Genomic DNA, 22,803 nt, shown 5'->3' with positions numbered 1-22,803 from the left:
CAAGGTCAACTCTCTCTGACCTAGCCCAGCGTGGCAGTTCCGTCCAAAGCCGCAGCGACCCAAATGACTCTTAGGCCCCCGCTCCGATTGCAGCCCTTTCCAAAGCCCCCATTCTGCCCTATGTCGCGCCTATGACACAGACATTGCATATCATCGGCGGCGGCATGGCCGGATCAGAGGCAGCTTGGCAGGCGGCCAACATGGGTGTGAACGTGGTGATCCACGAGATGCGCCCTAAGGTAGAAACATTCGCGCACCAGACCGGCAATCTGGGCGAGATGGTGTGTTCCAATTCTTTCCGCTCTGATGATGATGAGCAAAACGCCGTGGGTCTGCTCCATTGGGAAATGCGTGCGGCGGGTGGTTTGATTATGCGAACCGCAGACAAACACCGCCTTCCTGCGGGTGGTGCATTGGCTGTTGACCGCGAACCTTTTGCGGAAAGCGTCACGGCTGCGTTGAAATCCCACCCAAATATTAGCGTCTCGTATGAAGAAATCACCGAGTTGCCAACGGATGGCCATTGGATCATCGCCACTGGCCCATTGACCTCTGCGGGTCTGGGGGCTGCCATTCAGGCTGAAACCAGCGCGGATTCCTTGGCCTTCTTCGATGCCATCGCGCCGATCGTCTACACCGAATCCGTCAATATGGACGTCGCTTGGTTTCAGTCTCGCTACGACAAAGGTGAAACGGAAGAAGAGCAAAAAGCCTATTTGAACTGCCCGATGACGGAAGCCCAATACGAGGCGTTCATCGACGCGCTGCTGGCGGCAGATAAGACAGAATTCCACGAAGGCGAAACCGCTGGCTATTTTGATGGCTGCCTGCCAATCGAAGTCATGGCGGAACGGGGGCGCGAGACGTTGCGCTTTGGCCCGATGAAACCGGTTGGCCTCACCAATCCCCATGACCCTGAAACAAAAGCCCATGCGGTGGTGCAGCTGCGCCATGACAACGCGCTTGGCACGCTGATGAACATTGTTGGTTTCCAGACCAAGATGAAATACGGCGCACAAACCGAAGTGTTCAAAATGATCCCGGGTTTGGAAAACGCGTCTTTTGCACGGCTTGGTGGCATTCACCGCAACACATTCATCAACTCACCCACCTTGCTTGATGATCAAATGCGTCTGAAGTCCAAACCCCACATCCGTTTCGCTGGCCAAATCACTGGCGTGGAAGGCTATGTGGAAAGCGCGGCCATGGGTCTTTTGGCAGGCCGTCTGGCGGCTGCGGAAATTCTCGGCCAAAGCCTTGAAACCGCACCGCTCAACACAGCTATGGGTGCATTGGTGCATCATATCACTGGCGGGGCTGAGGCGAAGACCTTCCAACCGATGAATGTGAACTTTGGTCTCTTCCAACCTGTGGAAGGCCTAAAAGGCGGTCGCCGCGGTCGCAAGGACCGTTACAAGGCTTACACGGACCGCGCTAAAGCGGAATGGCAAGGCTGGTTGGATGCGCAAGTAAGCTCTGCTAAAGTCTGAGCGCATCCACACAAGGCTTTGAAACCTTTGACCTTTCGCACGCGCTTTGCCCCATCACCTACGGGACCTTTGCATTTGGGCCATGCCTATTCGGCCATTGTGGCCCATGACATGGCCAAAGCAGCTGGCGGAGCCTTCCTTTTGCGCATGGAAGACACGGATTTGCAGCGTTCAAAACCTGAATGGGATGCGCAAATCGTGGATGATCTCACGTGGCTTGGTCTCACATGGGAGACGCCAATCCTGCGCCAATCCAAGCAGCTTTCATCTTACGAGCCAGCACTTGAACAGCTTGCCGCGATGGATCTCCTCTACCCCTGTTCCTGCAGTCGCGCAGACATCCGGGCAGCACTCGCAGCGCCTCAAGAAGGGGTCACGCACGAAGTCTATCCCGGCACTTGTAAACACCGCTCTATGTCTGATCGCAAACCGGGGGACGCCCTGCGGATCCACTTGGACCGGGCGCTCAACCAGCTCAGTGATAAGACGGTAGCATTTGAAGAAACCGGCAATACGTTCAAAGGCCATCACACCATTGACCCTGACCGCGCCATCCAAGAGATCGGCGACGTGGTCCTTTCGCGCAAAGGCGAAGACATTGTCGCCTATTTTCTGGCCTCAGCCCTTGATGACATCGCCCAAGGCATCACCCATGTGGTGCGGGGCGAAGACCTGTTTGACTTCACCGCAATCCAAGTGATCCTGCTGACCCTGCTCGAACTCCCGATCCCGACCTATCACCACCATGGTTTGATCCGGGATGAGCATGGCAAACGCCTGGCCAAACGTGACGACGCGCGCGCGCTCTCCAAATTCCGCGCAGAAGGTGCAACCCCAGAAGACATTCGCAGGATGATTGACCTCTAGGCCGTTCCACCGCTTCTTTTTGGAAAAAATATCCCGGGTGAATTGGCCATAGGCCAAGAGGGCAGAGCCCTCATTCATTCCGCGCGGGCAGAGCCCTCCTACCTTGCACGTGGACGGAGCCCTCTTAATCAGTGGGAGTGATCGCCATCCGTCATTGGCTTCATAAGCTCAACGCTCTCACCATCGCGCACCGCGCGGTAAAAACAGCTTTTTCGACCGGTGTGGCAAGCAGGGCCAATCTGCTTCACGATCACCAGCAGACAATCGCTATCGCAATCAAAGCGGAAATCCACGAGCGTTTGCGTATGCCCGCTGGTCTCGCCTTTGACCCAGAAGGATTGACGCGACCGCGACCAATAGGTCACTTTCCCAGTTTCCAAAGTCTTTTCAATAGATTCCGCATTCATCCAGGCCATCATCAGCACGTCATGCGTATCCGCATCCTGCGCAATCGCCGGGATCAAACCTGCTTCATTGAACTTCAGCCGGTTCACATCAAAAATACCAAAATCATCTTCGTGCATATCGAAAGCCTTTGCATCTCTGAACGCGCCCTCTATCTATGACTCTCAAACAAAAGGAAACCGTTATGTCCGCGGAAAGCGATCTGATCAAACTCTACTCCGGGCAAATCCTTGCCCTTGCATCGGATATGCCCCACACGGACCGTCTCGATGCGCCGGACGCAACGGTAAAAAAGCGCGCACCCTTATGTGGATCCACCATCACGGTCGATGTGAAAATTCAAGACGGCAAAATCACGGGCTATGCCCAAGACGTGAAAGCCTGCGCATTAGGTCAAGCGGCCGCATCTGTGGTTGGCAAAAATGTCATTGGCAGCTCAAAGGCCGAAGTTGAAGGCGCGCGTGACGCCCTGAAAGTCATGCTCAAAGACAACGGCCCTACGCCACCCGCGCCCTTTGACGGCCTAGAGGTTCTGCGCGCGGCCGCAGATTACCGCAACCGGCACGCGTCAATCTTGCTCTCGCTCGAGGCAACGCTTGAAGCCTTTGATCAGGCCGAACAAACCGCCTGCGCCTAAAAAGCCCAAACCAAAAAAATCGCCGCACTTCCGGGACAGGAAGGCGGCGAAGGATGCGTTCAAGCCAAGGGATGTTTCGAAATGGGATGTTGTGAGGCAGACCCATCGAGAGACATAACTGAGGTATGGGACAGGCAGTTTCAGTCGGTACGCACAAATTGGGGACAGGTGCGTGTGAAACGGCCCTCTACCTGAACGCCAGGCAGTCCGAGGTAATCAAAATCCTTTCGGTAAGAAGTTCTTAAGCAAGGTGTCTTTAAGCAAGACCGGGAATATGCAGAGCAACGATCATCATAACCACCAAAGCACCGGCCCCAACTGCATCATGTAGCAGTGTGAATTGGGAATTGCGGATCACGGTCTTGATCTGGGTCATCATGTCTTTGTTCCTGCGCTCAATCGTTTTGTTGCTTATTTGTTCTCATTTTTTGTTCTCATATGCAAGAACTTTTTGAGAACATTTGAGAACATTTATCGAATTAAACGCTAACCCACTGAAATCAAACGAATGGCTTGATCCTGTTCCATGAGCCACAGAAGCACCCGCGCCGCCTGCCCGCGCTCCGATGTCAGGTCTGGATCGTCATTGAGCAGCTTTCGGGCATCACTTTGCGCAACGGCCATCAATGCGGCCTGCGATTCTATGTCAGCAATGCGGAACCGCGGCAGGCCCGATTGCGCCGTACCAATCAAGTCCCCTGCCCCACGCATTTCCAGATCGGTCTCAGAAATCTTGAACCCGTCATTCGTGTCGCGCATGACCTTCAGCCGCTTCTGCCCATTTTCAGACAGCGGCGCTTGATACATCAGCAAACAAGTCGAGGCCTGATCCCCCCGCCCGACGCGACCGCGCAGCTGGTGAAGTTGGGCCAGGCCAAAGCTTTCCGCACGTTCAATCACCATGATCGTGGCGTTGGGCACATCGACCCCGACTTCGATCACCGTGGTGGCGACCAAGACCTGTGTCTTGCCACTCGCGAAATCGGCCATGGCCGCATCTTTCTCTGCCGGGGCCATTTGACCGTGCACCAAACCACAAACGCCCTCGCCCAAAGCCGCGCGCAGCGCTTTGAACCGATCTTCCGCCGCCGTGAGGTCCATGACCTCACTTTCTTCCACGAGCGGACACACCCAATAGGCTTGCTTGCCCTCAGTGACCGCCTGCCGCAGCCGTTCCACAACTTCGTCAATGCGATTGTCGGATACCATGACCGTGGTGATTGGCTGGCGTCCCGGCGGCTTTTCGTCCAGCACCGAAACATCCATATCCCCGTATTGCGCCAAAGCCAGCGAGCGCGGTATTGGCGTGGCGGTCATCACCAAGACATCCGCCTGCGCCCCTTTTTTACCCAGCTCCAACCGCTGACGCACCCCAAACCGGTGCTGTTCGTCCACAATGGCAAGGCGCAGGTCCATGAACTCCACGTCCTTTTGGAACACCGCATGAGTGCCCACGAGAATATGGATGTTGCCCGCTTTCAGAGCCTCTAGTTTAGCTTTGCGCTCTTTGCCTTTGTCGCGCCCAGTGAGGATTTCGACAACCACACCCGCTTGCTCCGCTAATGGCCGCAGCCCTTGCAGATGCTGGCGCGCCAAAATCTCGGTCGGGGCCATCATGACGCCCTGCCCGCCAGCCTCCACCGCATTCAGCATGGCCATGAACGCGACCAGCGTCTTCCCCGCGCCCACATCCCCCTGCAGCAAACGGTTCATGCGATGCGCGGTAGCCATGTCATCGGCAATCTCAGAAATCGCGCGTTGTTGGGCGCCGGTCGGGCGGTATGGCAAAGCGGCCAGCACCTTGCCTTGCAGTTTGCCCGTCGCTTCGCTGATCCGGCCGGGGGCGCGTTTTAGCTGGCTGCGCGCTAAGGCGAGCGTCATTTGATGCGCGAAAAACTCATCATAGGCCAAGCGTTCCCGAGCGGGATTGGTCGGCGAAAAATCTTTGCTTCCAGCCGGTTGATGGGCGGTCTTGATGGCGTCCTGCCAATCTGGCCAGCCCGATTGGGCTTTTTGATTGGGGTCAATCCACTCGTCCAACTCTGGCGCAAGCCGCAGCGCAGAGGCAGCCGCTTTGGTCATGGTCTTCAGAGTCACACCAGACGTCAGGTGATAGACTGGTTCAAAATCGGGGATCGTGTCGGCTGCATCTTCGGGCAGCATATGATCGGGGTGCACCATTTGGGCGATGCCATCAAACAGCTCGATCTTACCCGACACCAAACGCCGAGAGCCTTCCGGCAGTTGTTTCTGAAGGTAATCCCCCCGCGCATGGAAAAACACCAATTGAAAACTCGTCTCTGCGTCCTCGACCGTCACCCGATACGCCCCAGAGCGGTTGCGCGGTGCGCGGTGGGTGCCGACGGTGACCGCGACAGTTACAACGCCGGGCATCTCTGCCCCTTGAATGGTGTCGCGCCGCCGCCGGTCGATTACCGAATAAGGCAATGAAAACAACACATCACGGGGCTTTTCTATCCCAATCGCCGTAATATGCTGCGCGACTTTGGGCCCAATGCCATCAAGCTTGGTCACATCCGCAAAAAGCGGAAACAGGATTTCCGGGCGGCTGCTCACAGCCCCTCAATCAACGCAAGCCAGGCGTCTTCATCGATGGTTTCAACGCCCAGATCCGCGGCCTTTTTCGCCTTTGAGCCTGCACCCGGGCCAGCAACCAGCAGATCTGTTTTTCCGGAAACGGAGTTTGAGACCTTCGCCCCAAGCCCTTCGGCACGCACCTTCGCCTCGTCGCGGGTCATTTTCTCTAACTTGCCGGTAAAGACCACGGTCTTGCCCGCCACGGGGCTTTCTTTTGACGGCGCTTCTGGAGGGATGATCGTGAGCTGATTGATCAACCGCTCAATCGCCGCACGCTCGTCTGGATTGGCAAAGGCGTCGGTCAGGGAAAGCCCCACTGTCGCACCGATCCCGTCAATCCCGGTTAGGTCCTGCCATGCGGTGGTTGCCTCTATCGGAACATGGCACGCAGCAATCGCCGCCTCGCGGGTGGCTTTGATTTTGGCGCTGCGCCCGGCGACCTCCGCGGCTTTACGCTCTGCATCTTCCGCCTCATCCGCTTTGCGCCAAGCCAGAGCCGCTGGGCGCGCGGTGTTCGCGGCGGCCACCATCGCGTTCCAGTCCATGAAATGCAGTGCTAGGTCTTTGGCGGCAGTTTCGCCCACATGGCGAATGCCCAAAGCGAAAAGCGCGCGGGCGAAGGCGATGTTGCGTTTATCTTCAATGGCCGCAAACAAGTTGGTTGCACTTTGATCCCCCCACCCCATGCGATTTTTCAGCTTGGTCAGCTGGTTCGCATCCCGTTCCGCGAGAGTGAAAATATCCGCAGGTTCTTTGATGGGCAGCGCCTCATCCTCAAAGAACATCTCGATCTGTTTTGCGCCAAGCCCTTCAATGTCAAAGGCCTTGCGCGCCACGAAATGTTTGAGCTTCTCTTTGGCCTGCGCCGGGCAGACCATTCCGCCGGTGCAGAACCGGACCGAGTCGCCTTCTTCGCGCACCGCCGGGCTGCCGCATTCTGGGCAGCAGGTAGGAAATTCGTAAGGCACTGAGCCGTCTGGACGTTTCGAAAGATCCACATCCGCGACTTTCGGGATCACATCGCCGGCGCGGTAGACCTGAACCCAATCGCCTTCCCGGATGTCTTTTCCGTCGCGGATTTTGTGGCCCTTGTTGTCAAAACCGCGGATGTAATCCTCATTGTGGAGCGTGGCGTTGGACACGACCACACCGCCCACGGTCACCGGCGTCAGGCGCGCGACCGGGGACAATGCGCCCGTGCGGCCCACCTGAATGTCGATCGCTTCCAAGCGCGTCCAAGCGGTTTCGGCGGCAAATTTATGGGCAATCGCCCAGCGAGGTGTGGTGGACCGGAAGCCAAGGCGCGCCTGCATCGCGAGATCGTCCACCTTGTAGACGACCCCATCAATGTCATAGCCCAGCGTGGCGCGTTGTTCTTCGATCAAGCGATAATGAGAAATGAGTTCCGCCGCGGAATTGCATTTCTGCGTCAATGGGTTGGTCGAAAAGCCAAACGCGGCCAAGCGTTCAATGGCGCCAAATTGCGTCTCTGCCAAAGGCTCAGACAGCTCACCCCATGCATAGGCAAAGAACTTTAACGGGCGGGACTTCGTGATCTTTGCGTCCAACTGGCGCAATGACCCGGCGGCGGCATTTCGTGGATTGGCAAAGGGTTTATCGCCAGCTTCCGCTTGCCGCGCGTTGAGCGCCGCAAAATCCGCGTGGCTCATATAGACTTCGCCGCGTACCTCCAGCACATCGGGCGCATCTGAAACTTGGTGCGGGATATCGGTGATGGTCAAGGCGTTGGCAGTCACGTTTTCACCGGTCGCTCCATCACCACGAGTGGCGGCTTGAACAAGCTTCCCCTGCTCATATCGCAGCGACAGGCTAAGCCCGTCGATCTTGGGCTCTGCGGTAAAGGAAAGCCCGGCGCTTTGATCGACGCCCAGAAAATTTCGCACGCGCTCAACAAAAGCACTGACGTCTTCATCTTCAAACGCGTTGCCCAATGAGAGCATCGCCACGGCATGGGTGACCTTGCCAAACCCATCCGCCGCAGGTGCACCCACCTGATCGCTTGGGCTATCCGCTCGCTTCAGATCAGGAAAGGCCGCTTCAATTGCCGCGTTCCGGCGCTTGAGCCTGTCATATTCCGCATCTGATATCTCAGGCGCGTCTTTGGTGTGATAAGCGTCATTCGCTGCGCCCAGCACTTGTGCCAACTGCGCCAGCTCTGCTTTTGCCTCATCTGCGCTAAGCTGATTGATGTCTTTTTCTTCTGTCATAAAGCGCGCTTCCCCTGCTTATCCTTTTAGATAAAACGGGGCTCGGGCTTCGTCCAGAAGACAAGTGGCGTCAGACCATATCTAACGCTACTTTCTCTCGCCAATTTTTGTCATCAAGTCGGGTCTTACGCCCGCAACGCCACGGCCTCTGGTGTTTCATTCTCGTTCCCGGCTGGATCTCGCAGCACATACCCACGCCCCCAAACGGTTTCGATGTAATTTTCACCGCCAGTCGCCTCTGTCAGCTTCTTACGTAGCTTGCAGATAAACACATCAATGATCTTGAGCTCCGGTTCATCCATCCCGCCATAAAGATGGTTTAAGAACATCTCTTTCGTCAGCGTCGTGCCTTTGCGCAAAGAGAGCAGCTCTAGCATCTGATACTCTTTGCCGGTCAAATGCACCTGCTGGCCGTCCACATCTGCGGTTTTTGCATCCAAATTAACGGCAACCCGTCCCGTATTGATAATGGACTGCGAATGCCCTTTTGAGCGACGAATAATCGCGTGGATCCGCGCGACCAGCTCTTCGCGATGGAAAGGTTTCGTTAAGTAATCATCTGCGCCAAAACCAAACCCCTTAAGCTTGCTGTCGGTATCATCTGCACCAGACAGGATCAGAATTGGCGTTTCAATCCGCGCAAGTCGAATTTGGCGCAGCACCTCATGGCCCATCATGTCTGGCAGACCCAGATCCAGAAGGATCAGGTCGTAATCATAAAGCTTTGCTAGATCGACCCCTTCTTCGCCCAAATCCGTCGCATAAACGTTCAGATTGGCATGGGTCAGCATCATTTCGATGCTCTTAGCTGTGGCAGGATCATCTTCAATCAATAAAACACGCATACAATTTCTCCGAGACTGGCAGCTAAAATTAACCATGCATGCCATAGTCTTAACTTTTTACTAATTTCATTTTGAAATTATAAACTATCGCTAAAGTTGTCTATATTTTTGTAGCGCCGTCGTCTTCAATCCATCCTCACCATGGCTCCGAATGGCCCGCAGCCATTCCATGAACTCCTCCTCTGTAAGGCCGTATCGGTCTAAAGCATCCTTTTGACTGATCAGCCCATAGACCACCCCACGCACCACCGCGGCCTTGCGAGAGGCAACCCATCGTCGGGTGCTCCTTGGTGGTAAATCCGCCTGCGAGAATACACTGCCATCCGGCAGGGTGACCGCCCTGCGCCCGTCCGCCTTTTTCAAATACATGCCATCTTCCTTCCGCTCACACCGTTGCCCGTCCCCCGCGCGCACCGCCAAAACGCACAGTCAGCCCCCTGATCACAAAGCGTTTCGGCAGCGGTTTCGCACTGGCCTTTTGCAACAAAGGGGCTTAACGGGACGTGAAACGAGGGGTTGAGAGTAATTAGGATTTTCCTATATTCCTCACGTTCACCCCCTGCTCGCTTTGGAACTTCCCGATGGCTTTGGATAAAACACAGGAAAATACGCACCCAATTAACTCCCTTGGCTTCGCCAAACCCCCGTCAGAAACGCGTGTGGTTGTGGCTATGTCGGGCGGGGTTGATAGCTCTGTTGTCGCCGCGAAACTGGCCGATGAGGGCTATGACGTGGTGGGTGTGACACTCCAGCTTTATGATCACGGGGCGGCGCTGGCCAAAAAAGGCGCCTGCTGCGCCGGGATTGATATCCATGATGCGCGTCGAGTGGCCGAGGAAAAAGGCTTTCCGCATTACGTTCTGGATTATGAAAATATCTTCCAAGATGCGGTCATTGATGAATTTGCTGACAGCTATCTGGGGGGTGCGACCCCGGTGCCTTGCATCCGGTGCAACGAGCGTGTGAAGTTCAAGGATCTGCTTGAAACCGCCAAAGACCTAGAAGCGGACTGCATGGCGACGGGCCATTACATTCAGCGCAAGATGGGCAATCGCGGCGCAGAACTGCATTCCGCAGAGAATGCAGGTAAGGACCAAAGCTACTTCCTGTTCTCCACCACACCAGAGCAGCTCTCATATTTGCGCTTCCCATTGGGGCATTTGCCAAACAAAGAAGCGACGCGCGCTTTGGCGGCGGAATATGGGCTGTCGGTTGCTGACAAGCCTGACAGCCAAGACATTTGCTTTGTACCAAATGGCGACTATGCGTCTGTCATTGAGAAACTGCGCCCCGGTTCCGCAGAGCCCGGTGACATTGTTGATCATGAAGGTGTCGTACGTGGCAAACACAACGGCGTGCTGCACTACACCATCGGCCAACGTCGCGGCCTTGGGATCGGAGGCCTGTCTGAGCCGCTTTATGTGGTCAAGCTCGACGTGGACAAAAAGCAAGTTGTGGTGGGCCCAAAAGAGATGCTCGCCACGCGGACCATTCCGGTGAAAGAAATCAACTGGCTTGGGGACGAACCCTTTGACAGCGAGAAAGAATGGCATCTTTCGGTGAAAGTGCGTTCAACGCGACCTCCACGGGAAGCGATCATTCGTCCGACTGGACCGACCACGGCTGAGGTTGAATTGCTGACGCCTGAGGAAGGGGTCTCGCCAGGACAGGCTTGTGTGTTTTACGCCCCGGAAGGCAGCCGCATCTATGGCGGCGGCTGGATCTGGCGGGGGTGATGTAGGGTGGGGTTTTACCCCTCCATATTTCTGCATTCATAAAAACGGATTCATGGTGGGGTGAAACCCCACCCTACGCCCGGCCTACGTATCCAGCCCATCCAAAACCGCTTTAGCGGCACGCAGACCCGGGTCCTCACCGCCTTTGCCGAGCTTATCCATGGTGTCTCGGACCACCTGCAACTGTGCATCGGGCTGCTCTAAAACATCCAGCACGCTGGGCACAATGTTCTCTACCGTGCAGTTCTCTGCCAAATGTTCGGGGATCACGCGGGTGTCGGTGATCAGGTTCGCCAATGTCACCGTATCAATGCGCAACATGCGTTTGAAAATCATGCGGCTGATCGGACTGACGTCATAAGCAATGACCATCGGCGTTTCCGATGCTGCAAGCTCCAAAGATACGGTGCCAGAAGCGGCCAAAGCTACGTTGGCGGCCTTAAAGGCTGCGCGTTTTTGTTGGGCGAATGTATTAAGATCCTGCCCTGTCGGATCCAAAATCACCGGCGGCTGCGCCATCGCCGCGACCTGTTCTTTCACGATCTCAGCAACTGGCCCCGTGGTTGGCAAAACGAACCGCAAATCAGGTCGCGATTTGGCCAACGCGTCCATCGCTGGAACAAAGATCGGCAAAAGCCGGGTGACTTCACTTTTGCGACTTCCGGGCAAGATCAATGCGATAGGCGCATCGGGTAAGCCGAGCATGTCCCGAAATGCCTGCGCCTCTGCGCCTCTGGCCACCGGTTCATTCACCACCGGGTGCCCCACAAAGTCACAGCGCATCCCTGCAGCCTCCATGTACGGCGGCTCAAAAGGCAGTAATGCAAGTACCTGATCGATGCTTTTCGCCATTTTGTCTGCGCGCTTTGGACGCCATGCCCAAACCGATGGAGCGACATAGTGCACCGTCCGCGTATCGCCTGCTGCTTTCACAAGTTTGGCCACACGTAGGCAAAAATCGGGGCTATCGATGGTGATCATCACATCAGGCTGAAGCGCAATCACTGCATCAGCGCATTCTCGAATACGACGCTTGAGATGGAAATACTTCGGAAGCACCTCGGCAATCCCCATGACAGAGAGCTCTTGCATTGGAAATTGACTTTCCAAGCCTTCCGCTTCCATCAACGGCCCGCCCACTCCATGGAACTCCAGATCATCACGCAGAGCTTTAAGACCTTGCATCAGTGAGGCCCCAAGCTTGTCCCCCGAAAGCTCCCCGGCGATGAGGTAGATCTTCATCTAAAGGTCCTCCAACCCGTAGATAAAGACACCGAGGTCTTCAGCGAGTTTCAGCGAGTCCTCGCGATCAAGTACCAGAACCCGACCGGCCGCGAGCGCAATGCCCGCGAGGCCCGCCTGTGCGACGTTGTGAATGGTGTCCGGTCCGATGGCGGGCATGTCGACCCGCAGATCTTGACCTGCCTTTGGGGCTTTCACAAATACGCCTTTGGCCCGGCGCAGATTTGGATCGGTTTGCCCCACAAACTGCAGCATTGCATCGGTGCCTTGCAGGGTTTCAATGCCCAAGCAAAGACCAGCGGCGACACACGCGCCCTGCCCTACGTCCAGCGGAGACAGCGCGGATAGAATTTCAGCAGCTTTCGCCGCATCAGCAAGCGCTTGTTCGTCGGGCGCAGGGCCCGCGATAAGCCCCGTTTTCGCGGTGATCTCAAGAAGCTCATGGGCACCGCGCACAGTCAGACTGTTTTCCTCAAAAAAGGAAATCACCAAGCGCAACAACGCATCATCGCCCTGCCCGAACGCCGCGGTGAGACGCGGCGCGTTGGCCTTCATGAAGTCGTCAAAATTTGCTGGGTCCAGCGCAGGACGCGACATAGCACCTGCAAAGACCACTTCGCTCACGCCTTCAGACTTTAGATCAACAAACAGCGCTCCCAGTTTTTCAAACTGGTGTTCGTGGACCGGCCCGGTCTGATCATGATCCACACCTTTCAGTGTCACGACCAGAGCATCCGGGACCGCACGAGCCAGCTCTACTGGCAACAACCCTTTGGCGGAAATGATCGCAAGACGGCCCAAATCCAGCCTCTTATTGTGGGGTCAGGAAAGAGCGGTCGGAATTGCCGAGCACGAATTCGACAATATCTTGTACGTAAGAACTGTCGCTCTCCTCACCCAGCCGCTTGCTGCGCTCCATGAACGAGCCTTCCCCTTGTGCCAGCATCTGAAACGCCGCTCGCAGCGCAGTGATGTCTTCCCTCGCCACGCCACTGCGTTTCAGGCCGACGAGGTTCAAACCATCAAGCTGCGCGCGTGGGCCTTGAACCAAGCCGTAAGGAATAACGTCATTCGTGACCATAGACAGCGCACCAATAATGGCACCTTTGCCGATACGGACAAATTGGTGCACCCCGGATAGACCACCCACAATAACGTGATCTTCAATGATGCAATGGCCTGCAATGGCGACGGAATTTACCAAGATCACATGATCGCCAATCTGTGCATCATGGGCCACGTGGCAGCCATGCATAAACAGACCATCGTCGCCGACCTTCGTCACCCCGCCACCGCCTTCGGTGCCGCAGTTCATGGTCACACCTTCGCGGATGCGATTGCGTTTGCCGATGATCAGCTTGCTGGCTTCGCCCTTGAACTTCAAATCCTGTGGGATTTCGCCAATTACTGAGAATGGGAAGATCACGGTATCTTCGCCGACCTCGGTATCGCCTGTCACTACCACATGGGATTTCAGCTCGACACCTTCATGCAGCACGACCTGAGGCCCCACCAATGAGAACGGCCCCACTTTGCAGCCAGCTGCAATCTGAGCGCCCTCTTCGATAACGGCGGATGGGTGGATCTCTGCTTTGGAAGAAATTCCCATAGGATTAAGCTTTCGGCAGTTCCATCATTGCGGTGAATTCTGCCTCAGCCGCCATTTCACCTTCAACTTCGGCAACGCCCGAGAACTTCCAAACCTTACCGCCAGGCTTGCCGCGCACGGTGGTCAGCTTCATTTCCAGCACGTCGCCCGGCACCACCATGCGGCGGAACTTGCACTTGTCGATGGCCATAAAATAGACCTGCATGTTCTTGTCTTCCATGCCAAGCTCTGTGCCCACCATAATCGCCGCAGTCTGCGCCATGGCCTCAATAATGGTCACGCCTGGCATGATCGGATTGCCTGGGAAATGGCCTTGGAAATGCGGCTCGTTCATGGTGACGTTTTTGATGCCAGTCGCTGACTGAAAGCCATAAATATCAACAACTTTGTCGACCAACAGGAAAGGGTAACGGTGTGGAATGATCCGTTGGATCAAGTGGATATCGGCGGATTTTAATGTCTCGCTCATTTTTCTCTCCTGTTTAGTTCGATCGTTGCTCGCTGTTTCTGTCCCTAACAAGGGCAACACGGCTGAGCAAGCAGCCCATTGAATATATCAGTTCTCTTCGCCGTCTGGCTGTTCTTCTTCCGCGGCGCCATCACCCAGCATCACATTGGCCTGCGCAATCACCCGATCCGTCACATCTAACACGCTGGAAGAGGCAAAGACCGAGTTCTTTTCTAATACCACAAGCGCCCCGCTTTCGCGCAACACCACTTCAAGCACCGGCGCAAGCTCTTGGAAGAAAAGACGTTTCTCCGCTTCTGCATTTGCAGCTAGATCGTTTTCGCGCTGTTGCTCAAATGCGCGAATGCCTTCGACCCGTTCATCAAATGCATCAGCCACTTTGCGGAAGTCCTCAGGGGACATGGTTGGCCGCTTGTCGGTCAACGCCTGCTCTTCCTCAGAAAGTTCCGCAGCAATCCGGCGATACTCTGCGGCCAAAACAGCTGTCTCAGCTTGTAACTCTGTCAACGCTCGCTGGCCGAAATTGCTTTCAGCGTAAAGACGCTCAGAGTCTATTATCAGTATTGTACTGGAAGGAAGGTTGCGCGCCTGAGCCTCAAGCGTGACCGGCATAAATGCTATGCCGATCACAAAAACCAATGCACGCAGCAACATTGTCACCTTAGAATTCAGTCCGAATGGTCAGGTTAAACGTCTGCTCTTTATCAAACGCTTCTTTGGAGATCGCCCGAGACCAATTAAACTGCAAAGGACCGATGGGCGTTTCCCAGAACAATGATACCCCAACTGTTTGACGTAGTGTGAAGTCATCATAGAGCAACGAATTACCGGCTGCTGGCGTGCCATCGACACCCCAAAGGGAACCGACATCATAGAATACACCGCCAGAGATGCCGTATTCTTCCGGCAAGCCCAATGGGAACTCCGCTTCAAAACGTGCCACCGCATAGAATTTGCCGCCTAAACCGTCATTCACAGTCGCGCCATTATCAGCGGTCGAAATTTCTCTTGGTCCCATTCCATATGGCTCAAAGCCACGGAACTGGCGACTCCCCAAAGCAAAACGATGATGCACACGAGTGTCGTCGTTCTGCGCGTGGATTGCGCCGCCTGCTAGTGTCGCACGAAGTGTTACATCGCCGTTCAGCACTTTAGTCTGAGCCACCGCACGCGCAGTGGAGCGGATCATTTCGACGTCGCTTCCTGGTCCAGAAATGTCCTGACCAACTTCAAATAAGATACCAGCGTCTGGGTTCAAACCGCCGATCCGTGAGTCAAAGCTGTAAGTGTACCCGATAGAACTATTGCTCAGTTTACCACGAGCGCCTTCGGTATTGATAATTGAACCTGTTACCTGAGCAGGGTCGCCCACAGCAGTAGGCACCTTCATGTCCACATCTTCATAAGTGTACTGCAACCGCAAAGAGCTTTGTTCACCCAAAGCAAAACCTAGGAATGGCTGGAAACGCCCCGTCGTATTTTCAAAGCGTACCGAGCCAGAATTGCTATCTTGGTAGCTTAAATTAAAGCCAAGCGCGACATCGCGGCCCAAAAATGCGGGTTCAACGAAACTCAGCTGGTAGTCATTTACGTCAGGTGAGGTTGAGACATTAACCGAGAGCGTCTGCCCCCGACCCAAGAAGTTCCGTTCAGAGAATCCTGCAACCAAACCGAACCCAGAGTCGGTAGAGTACGTACCGCCGAAGCTCAAAGACCCGGTGGGCTGTTCTTCGACATCCACATCAACAACAACTTGATCTGGCGTAGAGCCCTGGCGTGCATTCACATCAGAAGTAGAAAAGAACCCAAGCGCGCGAATACGTTCTGCGGACTCACGGATCTCACGTGGGTTGAAAGGGTCCCCTTCCGCGACCTTGAATTGGCGACGCACAACGCGGTCCAGAGTCGTGGTGTTGCCCTCGATATCAATGCGCTCGACGAAAATACGTGGCCCGCGGACAAGGGCGAATTCCACATCTAGACTCAAGTCGCGGTCGTTCCGAGTGATGCGTGGTTCAACCCGCACGAAATCCAATGCCTCTTGGGAGGCTCGTTTTTCCATCCGCGCAATCGCATTTTCTACCAATAGCGGAGAATATGTTTTGCCTGTCCGAATACGCAGAGTCTTTTCAAAGGTCTCAACATCAACTTCCGGCAAGTCACTTACAACCGTGATCTCACCAAAGGTGAACTTTTGCCCCTCTTCCACGTTAAAGGTCAGGAAGTAGGCATCCCGTTCTCGAGCCAGCTCGGCGTTCACGCCGGTGACCCGGAAATCAACATACCCGCGGGACTGATAGAAATCACGCAGCAGCTGTTTGTCGAATTCTATGCGGTCCTCAACCAATGTATCCCGACGTACAAACGCACGCAGAAGGCCCGCTTGCTTGGTACCAAGTTCGCGGCGCAGGCGGCGGTCCGAATAAACGCGGTTGCCAACAAAGCTTAGCCGTTCGATTTCAGCGACAGAGCCTTCAAAAATCTCAAAAACGAGGTCAGCCCGGTTTTCAGAACGACGGATCACCCGTGGCGTTACCCGTGCGGCAATACGGCCTGCCTGGGCGTAAGCTTCCGCAATCGCGTCTGCATCGCGTTCTGCGGTAGCTGGGTTTAGAACACGACGGGACTGGGATTCCACGACGGCTTCCAAAACATCATCTTTTAGGCGGCGGTTGCCTTCAAATCGCACGACGTTGATGGTTGGGAACTCCGTGACGCGGACAATCAACCGGTTTCCTGCCGGAACGATTTCGACAGTTTCAAACAAACCTGTCGCCAAAATGCGTTGATATGCGTCGTTTAGGTCACCCGCAGAGACCACCTGCCCCTGAGCGATTCCTGCATATGAAGCAATGGCCGCATCTTCAATGCGGTTATTTCCTTCTACAACAAAACTCGAGAAACGATAGCTTTGGGCTTCTGCAAAATTAGGTGCAGCCACAAAACCTGTTGAAATCAATAAAGAAAGTGCAATCGCCGTGCTACGCAACGTGCCCTTACGCAAGGTGCGGCGGCTGGCAGCGCCCCCAGTAGTCCTGCTCATAATTCTTATTCCTGTCAGACATCCCAGTCACAAACTGAGTAGCGGGAATAGGCTGCATTGTCAAAAACACAAACCACGCAATCGGCAGGATCACGTGGCAATCAAAAGATGTTTGTGACGATTTGAAATAATTGGGGATTTTGCGGTTCAGAAATGTACGCTTGTCCCTTCGGGATCAGTGCCAGAAAAAGCCCATACTGCCCAGTTCCGCCGCGATGCCAAGGCTCATCAAAATCGCTGCCGGAAACGCCAAACGTTCCCAGTTCACGTTCCATAGAACGTTCATGGCACGGTATCCATTTTGAATCGTTTGCATGGCCAACTCCGCCGTTAATCTGCCTCACAGCCCGACTTATCAGGGATAAATCGGGCAAGATTAGGGCGAAGCGGAGTTTTAATGGTTAAAGGACGTCGATTCCTGCCGTTAAGGGCAGAACAAATCGTTCGTTAGCCCAAACAGCATCAAGGACAGGATCATCGCCAACCCAATCGTCATCAAAACCCGCGTCACTTTCTCACTTGGCTTGCGTCGCGCCACAGCCTCATAGGCGTAAAATACCAGATGCCCCCCATCCAAAACAGGGATTGGGAAGAGGTTCAAAAGACCAATCGCCGTCGAAAGCACAGCGATAAAGCGGATGAAATCACCCGACCCTTGGCTCGCCACCGCTCCAGACACCTGAGCGATGCCGATCGGGCCAGACAGATTGCAGCTGCTGATCGCACCGGTCACCATGTGATAAAGACCCGAAATCGATCCTTCGATGATATTTCCAGTCTGCGCAACGGCAGAGCTGACCGCGAGGCCAAAACCAGCAGGTTCAGTCGCCGGATCAAAAGCAAAACCACCGCCGATGCCAATACGCCATTGGGTGTGGAAACCACCTTCAGGCAAGGGTTCATCTACCCGTTTCGGAGTCATTTCAAACGCTTGCACAGAACCGTCACGCCAGACATCCAGCTTCAGGGTGGCGCCGTCTGAGCTTTCGACAACGTCTTTAAGCTCGCTAAAGGCAAAGATGTCTTTGCCATTCACACCGGTTATGACGTCACCTTCCTTAAGACCGCTGGCAAAGGCGGCACTTTGAGGGGCCACATGGGAGATATAAGGCGGGTAGAAGTGCGGGCCGGTGACTGTTATCTCATCGCCATCACGCTCGACCTGATAGTCGAGTGTATTCGTGTTTGGCAGGCCGTCTCGGAAGGCGTCTGCTTCATTCGCGTCTTCGCCGTCTGGTAGCGTGACACCGTTGATGCCGAGGACAACGTCACCTTCTTGCAACGTGTACTCTTGCGTCGGCAGTTCGCGTAGCTCACCCACAATGAGTTTCTCGCCAACAACGCCTTGAGACATGATCACAGCAGTAAAAATGATGATCGTGAGCGCAAAGTTAAACAGCGGCCCAGCGGCAACGGTCGCAGACCGCGCCCAAAGCGGAGCGCCATGCATTGTCGAACGCAACTCTTCATCGCTTAGGGTCGAAATCACCTCCCCGTCCGCGCCCGCAGAAGCTGCATTCGCATCGCCTTTAAAACGAACGTAGCCGCCCAATGGAATGGCGGCCAATTGCCATTTCGTACCCCGTTTGTCGACGCGGGAAAAAAGCACGGGCCCAAAGCCGAGAGAGAACACTTCCGCATGGATCCCCGACCAACGCCCAACGATGTAATGACCGTATTCGTGGATCGCGACGATGATGGACAGGGCCACCACAAAGGCCACAATGGTCAATGCGCCGTTTTGAAAGCTCGGAAGAAGGGATGAAAGATCCAAAGTGCTAAGTCCTTTGCCTGTTCGCCAATCGCATTTGTTTTGCCGCTTGATCGTCGGTTTTATTCGCCGGGTCAATCACAGAGTCAAAACATGGGATTACGACCGATTTAGGGCATTTTCTTTAATTCGGAAGAGTTGGAAGGCCAATAAAGGCAGAAATCAAAGTCACAAGCAAAGCTGCGGCCACGAGCCCATCAAAGCGATCCAGCAATCCGCCATGACCTGGAAGAAGGTTACTACTGTCCTTCACCCCTGCCCTGCGCTTTAGCGCGCTTTCAGATATATCGCCTAGCTGACTGGCAAAGGAAACGGCGACACTGATCAAGCCCAACCAAAAGCCACCAAAGATCAGACCGACAACAAAAGCCGCAACCCAACCCGCGGACGTACCTGACCAGGTTTTCTTGGGGCTAAGCGATGGCCAGAATTTTGGGCCACCGATCATTTTTCCCGCAAAATAACCTGCAATATCAGTGGCGACGACTAGCAAGATCAACCAAAGCACCCGCTCTAGGCCACCCTGTTCCCGAAGCACGGTCAATCCAAAACACGCAACCAGCAATCCGATCGCATAAAGCGCGTAGCGCAGCCGATCAGCGGTCATTCCGCTCAGCGCAACCAATACAGGCGCAAGAAGGATCGGAAGCGCAAAAAACGGCGGTATAAAATAGAGCACGAACAACGCCAAGGTCACAACAGCGCCCATTTGGATTGGCCAGGACGGCTTGTCATGCGCGATCAGTCGCGTGAGTTCCCAGATCATGCCCCCGGCGACACAGGCAACCAGCGCGTGGAAAAGAATGCCCCCTTGCCACAGGGCAACCAACCCCACCGCCAGCATAACGACGGCCGACAATACCCGTGCTTGAAGGTCGCCCCATTTACCTTGGGACGTCATGCAGGCACGGCCCCAAAACGGCGTTTACGTTTGCCGAAAGAGCCGACAACTTTGCAAAACTCGTCTTCTGAGAAGTCGGGCCACAACGTATCGATGAACTCATATTCAGAATAGGCAGATTGCCAGAGCAAGAAGTTCGAAATGCGTGCTTCACCGCTCGTACGGATCACAAGATCAGGATCAGGCAAAACCCTTGTATCCAAATACCTTGTAAGCGTTTCTTCATCCACAGATTCGGGATCAAGATTGCCCGCAGCCACATCCGTGGCTAGGCGTTTTGTGGCACGGGCCACTTCATCTCGACCACCGTAGTTGATGGCGATCGTTAGGTTGACCACGTCATTGTCTTTGGTCACCTCTTCCAGATCATCCATCATCTCGAGGAGCTTGTCGTCTAGCCGCACGCGGTCGCCAATAAAGCGGACGCGCACACCTTCTTCTTTCAAACCGCGCATTTCGCGTTTGATATACTGACGAAACAGGGTCATGAGACCGGAAACTTCACTTTGTGTGCGCTTCCAGTTCTCTGTCGAGAAGGCAAAAATTGTAAGGTACTTTACGTCCAAGGGCTTACATGCGCGAACAATCTCTTTCACGCGCCGCGCCCCTGCATGGTGGCCAAAAAGTCGCGGGCGCCCTTTTGCCTGCGCCCAACGACCGTTACCATCCATGATTATGGCCACATGACGCGGCCCCTTTTGGGGGTCTTCACTGACCATACTCGTCATCCTCGTCAGCCGTTAGACCTGCATGATCTCGGCTTGTTTTGCTTCCAGCGCATCATCGACGTTCTTGATGTAGCTATCTGTCAGCTCCTGCATCTCCGATTCCCAGAGCTTCTGGTCATCTTCGGACATGCCGTCATTTTTCGCCTTCTTGATCTGGTCCATGCCATCTCGACGCACGTTGCGGATCGAAACGCGGGCGCTTTCAGCATATTGACCTGCAACCTTGCCAAGCTCGCGGCGGCGTTCTTCGTTAAGCTCGGGGATCGGCAGCATGATGATCGTGCCATTCAGCTGAGGGTTGATGCCCAGACCGGATTCGCGGATCGCCTTTTCAACCTTGCCCACCAGACCTTTGTCCCAAACATTGATGGTGACCATGCGCGGCTCTGGCACGTTCACTGTGCCCACCTGGTTGATCGGTGTCATAGATCCGTAAGCATCAACCTGCACTGGCTCAAGCATCGCTGCGGATGCGCGCCCTGTGCGCAGGGAGGCAAATTCAGTTTTCAGGTTAGACATTGCGCCGTCCATACGGCGGGTCAGATCATCGGTATCAAGTTCAAATTCTTCAGACATGGCGGTTTGCTCTATGCTTGTCGGGATATCCCGAGATTGTTTTTATTACCTTAACGAGGTTACTGGACCTTTGTATAGGTCCCCTCACCAGCAAGAATGCCTTTAAAGCCGCCCGGCTCATCCAGCCCAAAGACGATCAGTGGCAAGTTGTTGTCACGTGCCAAGGCAATCGCAGACGCATCCATGACTTTCAGGCGCTTGGCCAGAACATCGTCATAGCTGATCTCGTCATAGCGCACCGCATCCGCGTGCTCTTTCGGATCTTTGTCGTAGACGCCGTCAACGCCGTTCTTGCCCATAAAGATCGCTTCACAGGCCATTTCGTTGGCACGAAGTGTCGCTGCAGTATCGGTTGTGAAATAAGGGTTACCGGTGCCTGCCGCAAAAATACAAACACGCTGTTTTTCCAAGTGGCGCACCGCGCGGCGGCGGATGTAAGGCTCTGCCACTTCATCCATCCGGATCGCAGAAATCACCCGGGTAAAGACGCCCACTTCTTCCAAAGCAGACTGCATCCCCAGCGCGTTCATAACAGTTGCCAGCATGCCCATGTAGTCCGCAGTAGTGCGTTCCATGCCCTGTGCGGACCCGGAAAGACCGCGGAAAATGTTGCCACCACCGATCACAAGGCAAATCTCAACGCCAAGGTCATGTACCGATTTGATTTCTTGCGCGATGCGCTGAACCGTTGGCGGGTGCAGGCCGAAACCTTGATCCCCCATCAAAGCCTCCCCCGAAATCTTCAGCATGACGCGTTTATATTTAGGGGCGGAACTTGGGGTTTGATCGGCCATATTGCACTCCGTCACGACTGGCATGTAAATTGCGCGCAAGATGTCTGAATTCGCAGACATATTCAATCGAAGAAACCACCTCTTGAGCGGCCTTAGGCCAAAACGCGGAATTTAATTGCATGATCGACATGGATGCGCTGGCCCCGGATCAGCCAGTACTGATCGCCGGGCCAACCGCAAGCGGCAAAAGCGCCCTCGCGCTAGAGATTGCGGCAGCTCAAGGGGGAATCATCGTCAACGCCGATGCGCTTCAAGTTTATGAGAACTGGCGTGTCCTCTCTGCGCGACCTTCGGAGGAAGACGAAGCCCAAGCCCCGCACGCACTTTATGGGCATGTGGGAAAGACAGATGACTATTCTGTTGGTCACTGGCTGCGGGATGTTTCTGAATTCATAGACGGCGCAAAACGCCCCATTATCGTCGGCGGGACCGGCCTTTATTTCAGCGCGCTCACCGAAGGCCTAGCAGAGATACCTGCGACTCCAACTAAGTTGAGAGAGACCGCAAATGCACGCGTGGCCGCCGAAGGGTTTGAAGCGCTGCGTGCGGAACTCGACACAGAAACCTTGCGGCGCATCGATCAACAAAACCCGATGCGTGTCCAACGGGCTTGGGAAGTCATGACAGCCACCGGGAAACCCATCTGGCATTGGCAAGACCAAACCCCGCCCCCGCTATTGCCACTCGAAAACTGCGCTGCTTTCGTGATGGATGCCGACAAGGACTGGCTTAATGAGAGGATTGCGCGGCGCTTTAATCTGATGCTCGAACTGGGCGCGATGGAAGAAGCTGAAGCCAACCTTCATGGCTGGAACCCGGACTTACCAAGTTCCAAAGCCATCGGCGCCCCAGAATTGATTGCCT

23 protein-coding genes are annotated in these 22,803 nt (G+C 54.9%); 5 read left to right on the top strand and 18 right to left on the bottom strand.

Annotated features, from left to right (window positions below; translation table 11 throughout):
- Window positions 1-131 precede the first annotated feature (131 nt).
- Complete coding sequence (gene trmFO / locus TA5113_RS13650; protein ID WP_058314342.1) at window positions 132-1,490, top strand: methylenetetrahydrofolate--tRNA-(uracil(54)-C(5))-methyltransferase (FADH(2)-oxidizing) TrmFO; 1,359 nt, start codon at window positions 132-134, stop codon at window positions 1,488-1,490.
- A gap of 27 nt (window positions 1,491-1,517) precedes the next feature.
- The gene (gene gluQRS / locus TA5113_RS13645; protein ID WP_058314343.1) at window positions 1,518-2,357 is read left to right on the top strand and encodes a tRNA glutamyl-Q(34) synthetase GluQRS; all 840 of its coding nucleotides are present in this window, start codon (window positions 1,518-1,520) and stop codon (window positions 2,355-2,357) included.
- A gap of 128 nt (window positions 2,358-2,485) precedes the next feature.
- Here the strand turns inward: gluQRS and hisI are convergent, their stop codons facing one another.
- Entirely contained in the window at window positions 2,486-2,881 is a 396-nt protein-coding gene (hisI, locus tag TA5113_RS13640) for a phosphoribosyl-AMP cyclohydrolase (protein WP_058314344.1), read from the bottom strand.
- Between the two features lie 65 nt (window positions 2,882-2,946).
- Here hisI and TA5113_RS13635 point away from each other — a divergent pair, with 65 nt between their 5' ends.
- Window positions 2,947-3,399, top strand: a complete 453-nt coding sequence (locus tag TA5113_RS13635; RefSeq protein WP_058314498.1) for an iron-sulfur cluster assembly scaffold protein — start codon at window positions 2,947-2,949, stop codon at window positions 3,397-3,399.
- 256 nt (window positions 3,400-3,655) lie between these two features.
- Here TA5113_RS13635 and TA5113_RS17250 read toward each other — a convergent pair whose 3' ends face one another.
- From TA5113_RS17250 to sciP, 5 genes are all read right to left on the bottom strand, one after another.
- Window positions 3,656-3,778, bottom strand: coding sequence for a hypothetical protein (locus TA5113_RS17250; protein WP_258953931.1), 123 nt, complete (start codon window positions 3,776-3,778; stop codon window positions 3,656-3,658).
- A 107-nt stretch (window positions 3,779-3,885) separates the two neighbouring features.
- Entirely contained in the window at window positions 3,886-5,976 is a 2,091-nt protein-coding gene (recG, locus tag TA5113_RS13630; RefSeq protein ID WP_058314345.1) for an ATP-dependent DNA helicase RecG, read from the bottom strand.
- A complete protein-coding gene (gene ligA, locus TA5113_RS13625; protein ID WP_058314346.1) occupies window positions 5,973-8,225 on the bottom strand; it encodes an NAD-dependent DNA ligase LigA in 2,253 nt (750 codons plus the stop codon). The genes recG and ligA overlap by 4 nt, the downstream gene beginning before the upstream one ends.
- A gap of 125 nt (window positions 8,226-8,350) precedes the next feature.
- Entirely contained in the window at window positions 8,351-9,070 is a 720-nt protein-coding gene (gene ctrA, locus TA5113_RS13620; protein ID WP_058314347.1) for a response regulator transcription factor CtrA, read from the bottom strand.
- 90 nt (window positions 9,071-9,160) lie between these two features.
- Window positions 9,161-9,439 carry a CtrA inhibitor SciP gene (sciP, locus tag TA5113_RS13615; protein ID WP_058314499.1) on the bottom strand — a complete coding sequence of 93 codons (279 nt, stop codon included), beginning with the start codon at window positions 9,437-9,439 and terminating at the stop codon, window positions 9,161-9,163.
- Between the two features lie 212 nt (window positions 9,440-9,651).
- Between sciP and mnmA the strand changes: the two genes are divergently transcribed.
- The gene (mnmA, locus tag TA5113_RS13610) at window positions 9,652-10,806 is read left to right on the top strand and encodes a tRNA 2-thiouridine(34) synthase MnmA (RefSeq protein ID WP_058314348.1); all 1,155 of its coding nucleotides are present in this window, start codon (window positions 9,652-9,654) and stop codon (window positions 10,804-10,806) included.
- An 84-nt stretch (window positions 10,807-10,890) separates the two neighbouring features.
- On the opposite strand, the gene lpxB is transcribed toward mnmA, so the two are convergent.
- From lpxB to pyrH, 12 genes are all read right to left on the bottom strand, one after another.
- Complete coding sequence (gene lpxB, locus TA5113_RS13605) at window positions 10,891-12,048, bottom strand: lipid-A-disaccharide synthase (RefSeq protein ID WP_058314349.1); 1,158 nt, start codon at window positions 12,046-12,048, stop codon at window positions 10,891-10,893.
- Entirely contained in the window at window positions 12,049-12,849 is an 801-nt protein-coding gene (locus tag TA5113_RS13600) for an LpxI family protein (RefSeq protein ID WP_058314350.1), read from the bottom strand.
- A gap of 10 nt (window positions 12,850-12,859) precedes the next feature.
- Entirely contained in the window at window positions 12,860-13,657 is a 798-nt protein-coding gene (gene lpxA, locus TA5113_RS13595) for an acyl-ACP--UDP-N-acetylglucosamine O-acyltransferase (protein ID WP_058314351.1), read from the bottom strand.
- Between the two features lie 4 nt (window positions 13,658-13,661).
- Window positions 13,662-14,126 carry a 3-hydroxyacyl-ACP dehydratase FabZ gene (fabZ, locus tag TA5113_RS13590; protein ID WP_058314352.1) on the bottom strand — a complete coding sequence of 155 codons (465 nt, stop codon included), beginning with the start codon at window positions 14,124-14,126 and terminating at the stop codon, window positions 13,662-13,664.
- A gap of 87 nt (window positions 14,127-14,213) precedes the next feature.
- Window positions 14,214-14,777 carry an OmpH/Skp family outer membrane protein gene (locus tag TA5113_RS13585; protein ID WP_165589429.1) on the bottom strand — a complete coding sequence of 188 codons (564 nt, stop codon included), beginning with the start codon at window positions 14,775-14,777 and terminating at the stop codon, window positions 14,214-14,216.
- Between the two features lie 10 nt (window positions 14,778-14,787).
- Window positions 14,788-17,169 carry an outer membrane protein assembly factor BamA gene (gene bamA / locus TA5113_RS13580; RefSeq protein WP_058314354.1) on the bottom strand — a complete coding sequence of 794 codons (2,382 nt, stop codon included), beginning with the start codon at window positions 17,167-17,169 and terminating at the stop codon, window positions 14,788-14,790.
- Window positions 17,170-17,344: 175 nt separating this feature from the next.
- Window positions 17,345-17,485 carry a hypothetical protein gene (locus tag TA5113_RS17025; protein ID WP_165589428.1) on the bottom strand — a complete coding sequence of 47 codons (141 nt, stop codon included), beginning with the start codon at window positions 17,483-17,485 and terminating at the stop codon, window positions 17,345-17,347.
- Between the two features lie 108 nt (window positions 17,486-17,593).
- Entirely contained in the window at window positions 17,594-18,943 is a 1,350-nt protein-coding gene (gene rseP / locus TA5113_RS13575; RefSeq protein ID WP_058314355.1) for an RIP metalloprotease RseP, read from the bottom strand.
- A gap of 121 nt (window positions 18,944-19,064) precedes the next feature.
- Window positions 19,065-19,841 carry a phosphatidate cytidylyltransferase gene (locus TA5113_RS13570; RefSeq protein WP_058314356.1) on the bottom strand — a complete coding sequence of 259 codons (777 nt, stop codon included), beginning with the start codon at window positions 19,839-19,841 and terminating at the stop codon, window positions 19,065-19,067.
- Window positions 19,838-20,560 (bottom strand): undecaprenyl pyrophosphate synthase, encoded by a 723-nt coding sequence (gene uppS, locus TA5113_RS13565; protein WP_245627132.1) that lies wholly within the window; start codon window positions 20,558-20,560, stop codon window positions 19,838-19,840. The genes TA5113_RS13570 and uppS overlap by 4 nt, the downstream gene beginning before the upstream one ends.
- Window positions 20,561-20,581: 21 nt before the next feature.
- On the bottom strand, window positions 20,582-21,145 hold the full coding sequence (gene frr / locus TA5113_RS13560; RefSeq protein WP_058314358.1) for a ribosome recycling factor: 564 nt from the start codon (window positions 21,143-21,145) through the stop codon (window positions 20,582-20,584).
- Window positions 21,146-21,204: 59 nt separating this feature from the next.
- Window positions 21,205-21,939 carry a UMP kinase gene (gene pyrH / locus TA5113_RS13555; RefSeq protein ID WP_106387458.1) on the bottom strand — a complete coding sequence of 245 codons (735 nt, stop codon included), beginning with the start codon at window positions 21,937-21,939 and terminating at the stop codon, window positions 21,205-21,207.
- 119 nt (window positions 21,940-22,058) lie between these two features.
- Between pyrH and TA5113_RS13550 the strand changes: the two genes are divergently transcribed.
- Window positions 22,059-22,803: tRNA (adenosine(37)-N6)-dimethylallyltransferase (locus tag TA5113_RS13550; protein ID WP_258953930.1), on the top strand; the 745-nt coding region annotated here is incomplete at its 3' end.

The organism is Cognatishimia activa (genome assembly GCF_001458335.1).
In the GTDB taxonomy this organism is placed as follows: domain Bacteria; phylum Pseudomonadota; class Alphaproteobacteria; order Rhodobacterales; family Rhodobacteraceae; genus Cognatishimia; species Cognatishimia activa.
The sequence above is the reverse complement of the archived record's forward strand: the minus strand, read 5'-3'. Positions and strand labels throughout refer to the sequence as shown.

Bases quoted from the DNA above. Each gene is read 5' to 3' on its own strand.
- ctrA (WP_058314347.1), bottom strand. From the start codon at position 9,070: ATGCGTGTTTTATTGATTGAAGATGATCCTGCCACAGCTAAGAGCATC.
- fabZ (WP_058314352.1), bottom strand. From the start codon at position 14,126: ATGAGCGAGACATTAAAATCCGCCGATATCCACTTGATCCAACGGATC.
- TA5113_RS17025 (WP_165589428.1), bottom strand. From the start codon at position 17,485: ATGCAAACGATTCAAAATGGATACCGTGCCATGAACGTTCTATGGAAC.
- frr (WP_058314358.1), bottom strand. From the start codon at position 21,145: ATGTCTGAAGAATTTGAACTTGATACCGATGATCTGACCCGCCGTATG.
- trmFO (WP_058314342.1), top strand. From the start codon at position 132: ATGACACAGACATTGCATATCATCGGCGGCGGCATGGCCGGATCAGAG.
- ligA (WP_058314346.1), bottom strand. From the start codon at position 8,225: ATGACAGAAGAAAAAGACATCAATCAGCTTAGCGCAGATGAGGCAAAA.
- hisI (WP_058314344.1), bottom strand. From the start codon at position 2,881: ATGCACGAAGATGATTTTGGTATTTTTGATGTGAACCGGCTGAAGTTC.
- TA5113_RS17250 (WP_258953931.1), bottom strand. From the start codon at position 3,778: ATGATGACCCAGATCAAGACCGTGATCCGCAATTCCCAATTCACACTG.
- lpxB (WP_058314349.1), bottom strand. From the start codon at position 12,048: ATGAAGATCTACCTCATCGCCGGGGAGCTTTCGGGGGACAAGCTTGGG.
- pyrH (WP_106387458.1), bottom strand. From the start codon at position 21,939: ATGGCCGATCAAACCCCAAGTTCCGCCCCTAAATATAAACGCGTCATG.
- TA5113_RS13570 (WP_058314356.1), bottom strand. From the start codon at position 19,841: ATGACGTCCCAAGGTAAATGGGGCGACCTTCAAGCACGGGTATTGTCG.
- sciP (WP_058314499.1), bottom strand. From the start codon at position 9,439: ATGTATTTGAAAAAGGCGGACGGGCGCAGGGCGGTCACCCTGCCGGAT.
- uppS (WP_245627132.1), bottom strand. From the start codon at position 20,560: ATGGTCAGTGAAGACCCCCAAAAGGGGCCGCGTCATGTGGCCATAATC.
- lpxA (WP_058314351.1), bottom strand. From the start codon at position 13,657: ATGGGAATTTCTTCCAAAGCAGAGATCCACCCATCCGCCGTTATCGAA.
- TA5113_RS13635 (WP_058314498.1), top strand. From the start codon at position 2,947: ATGTCCGCGGAAAGCGATCTGATCAAACTCTACTCCGGGCAAATCCTT.
- mnmA (WP_058314348.1), top strand. From the start codon at position 9,652: ATGGCTTTGGATAAAACACAGGAAAATACGCACCCAATTAACTCCCTT.
- bamA (WP_058314354.1), bottom strand. From the start codon at position 17,169: ATGAGCAGGACTACTGGGGGCGCTGCCAGCCGCCGCACCTTGCGTAAG.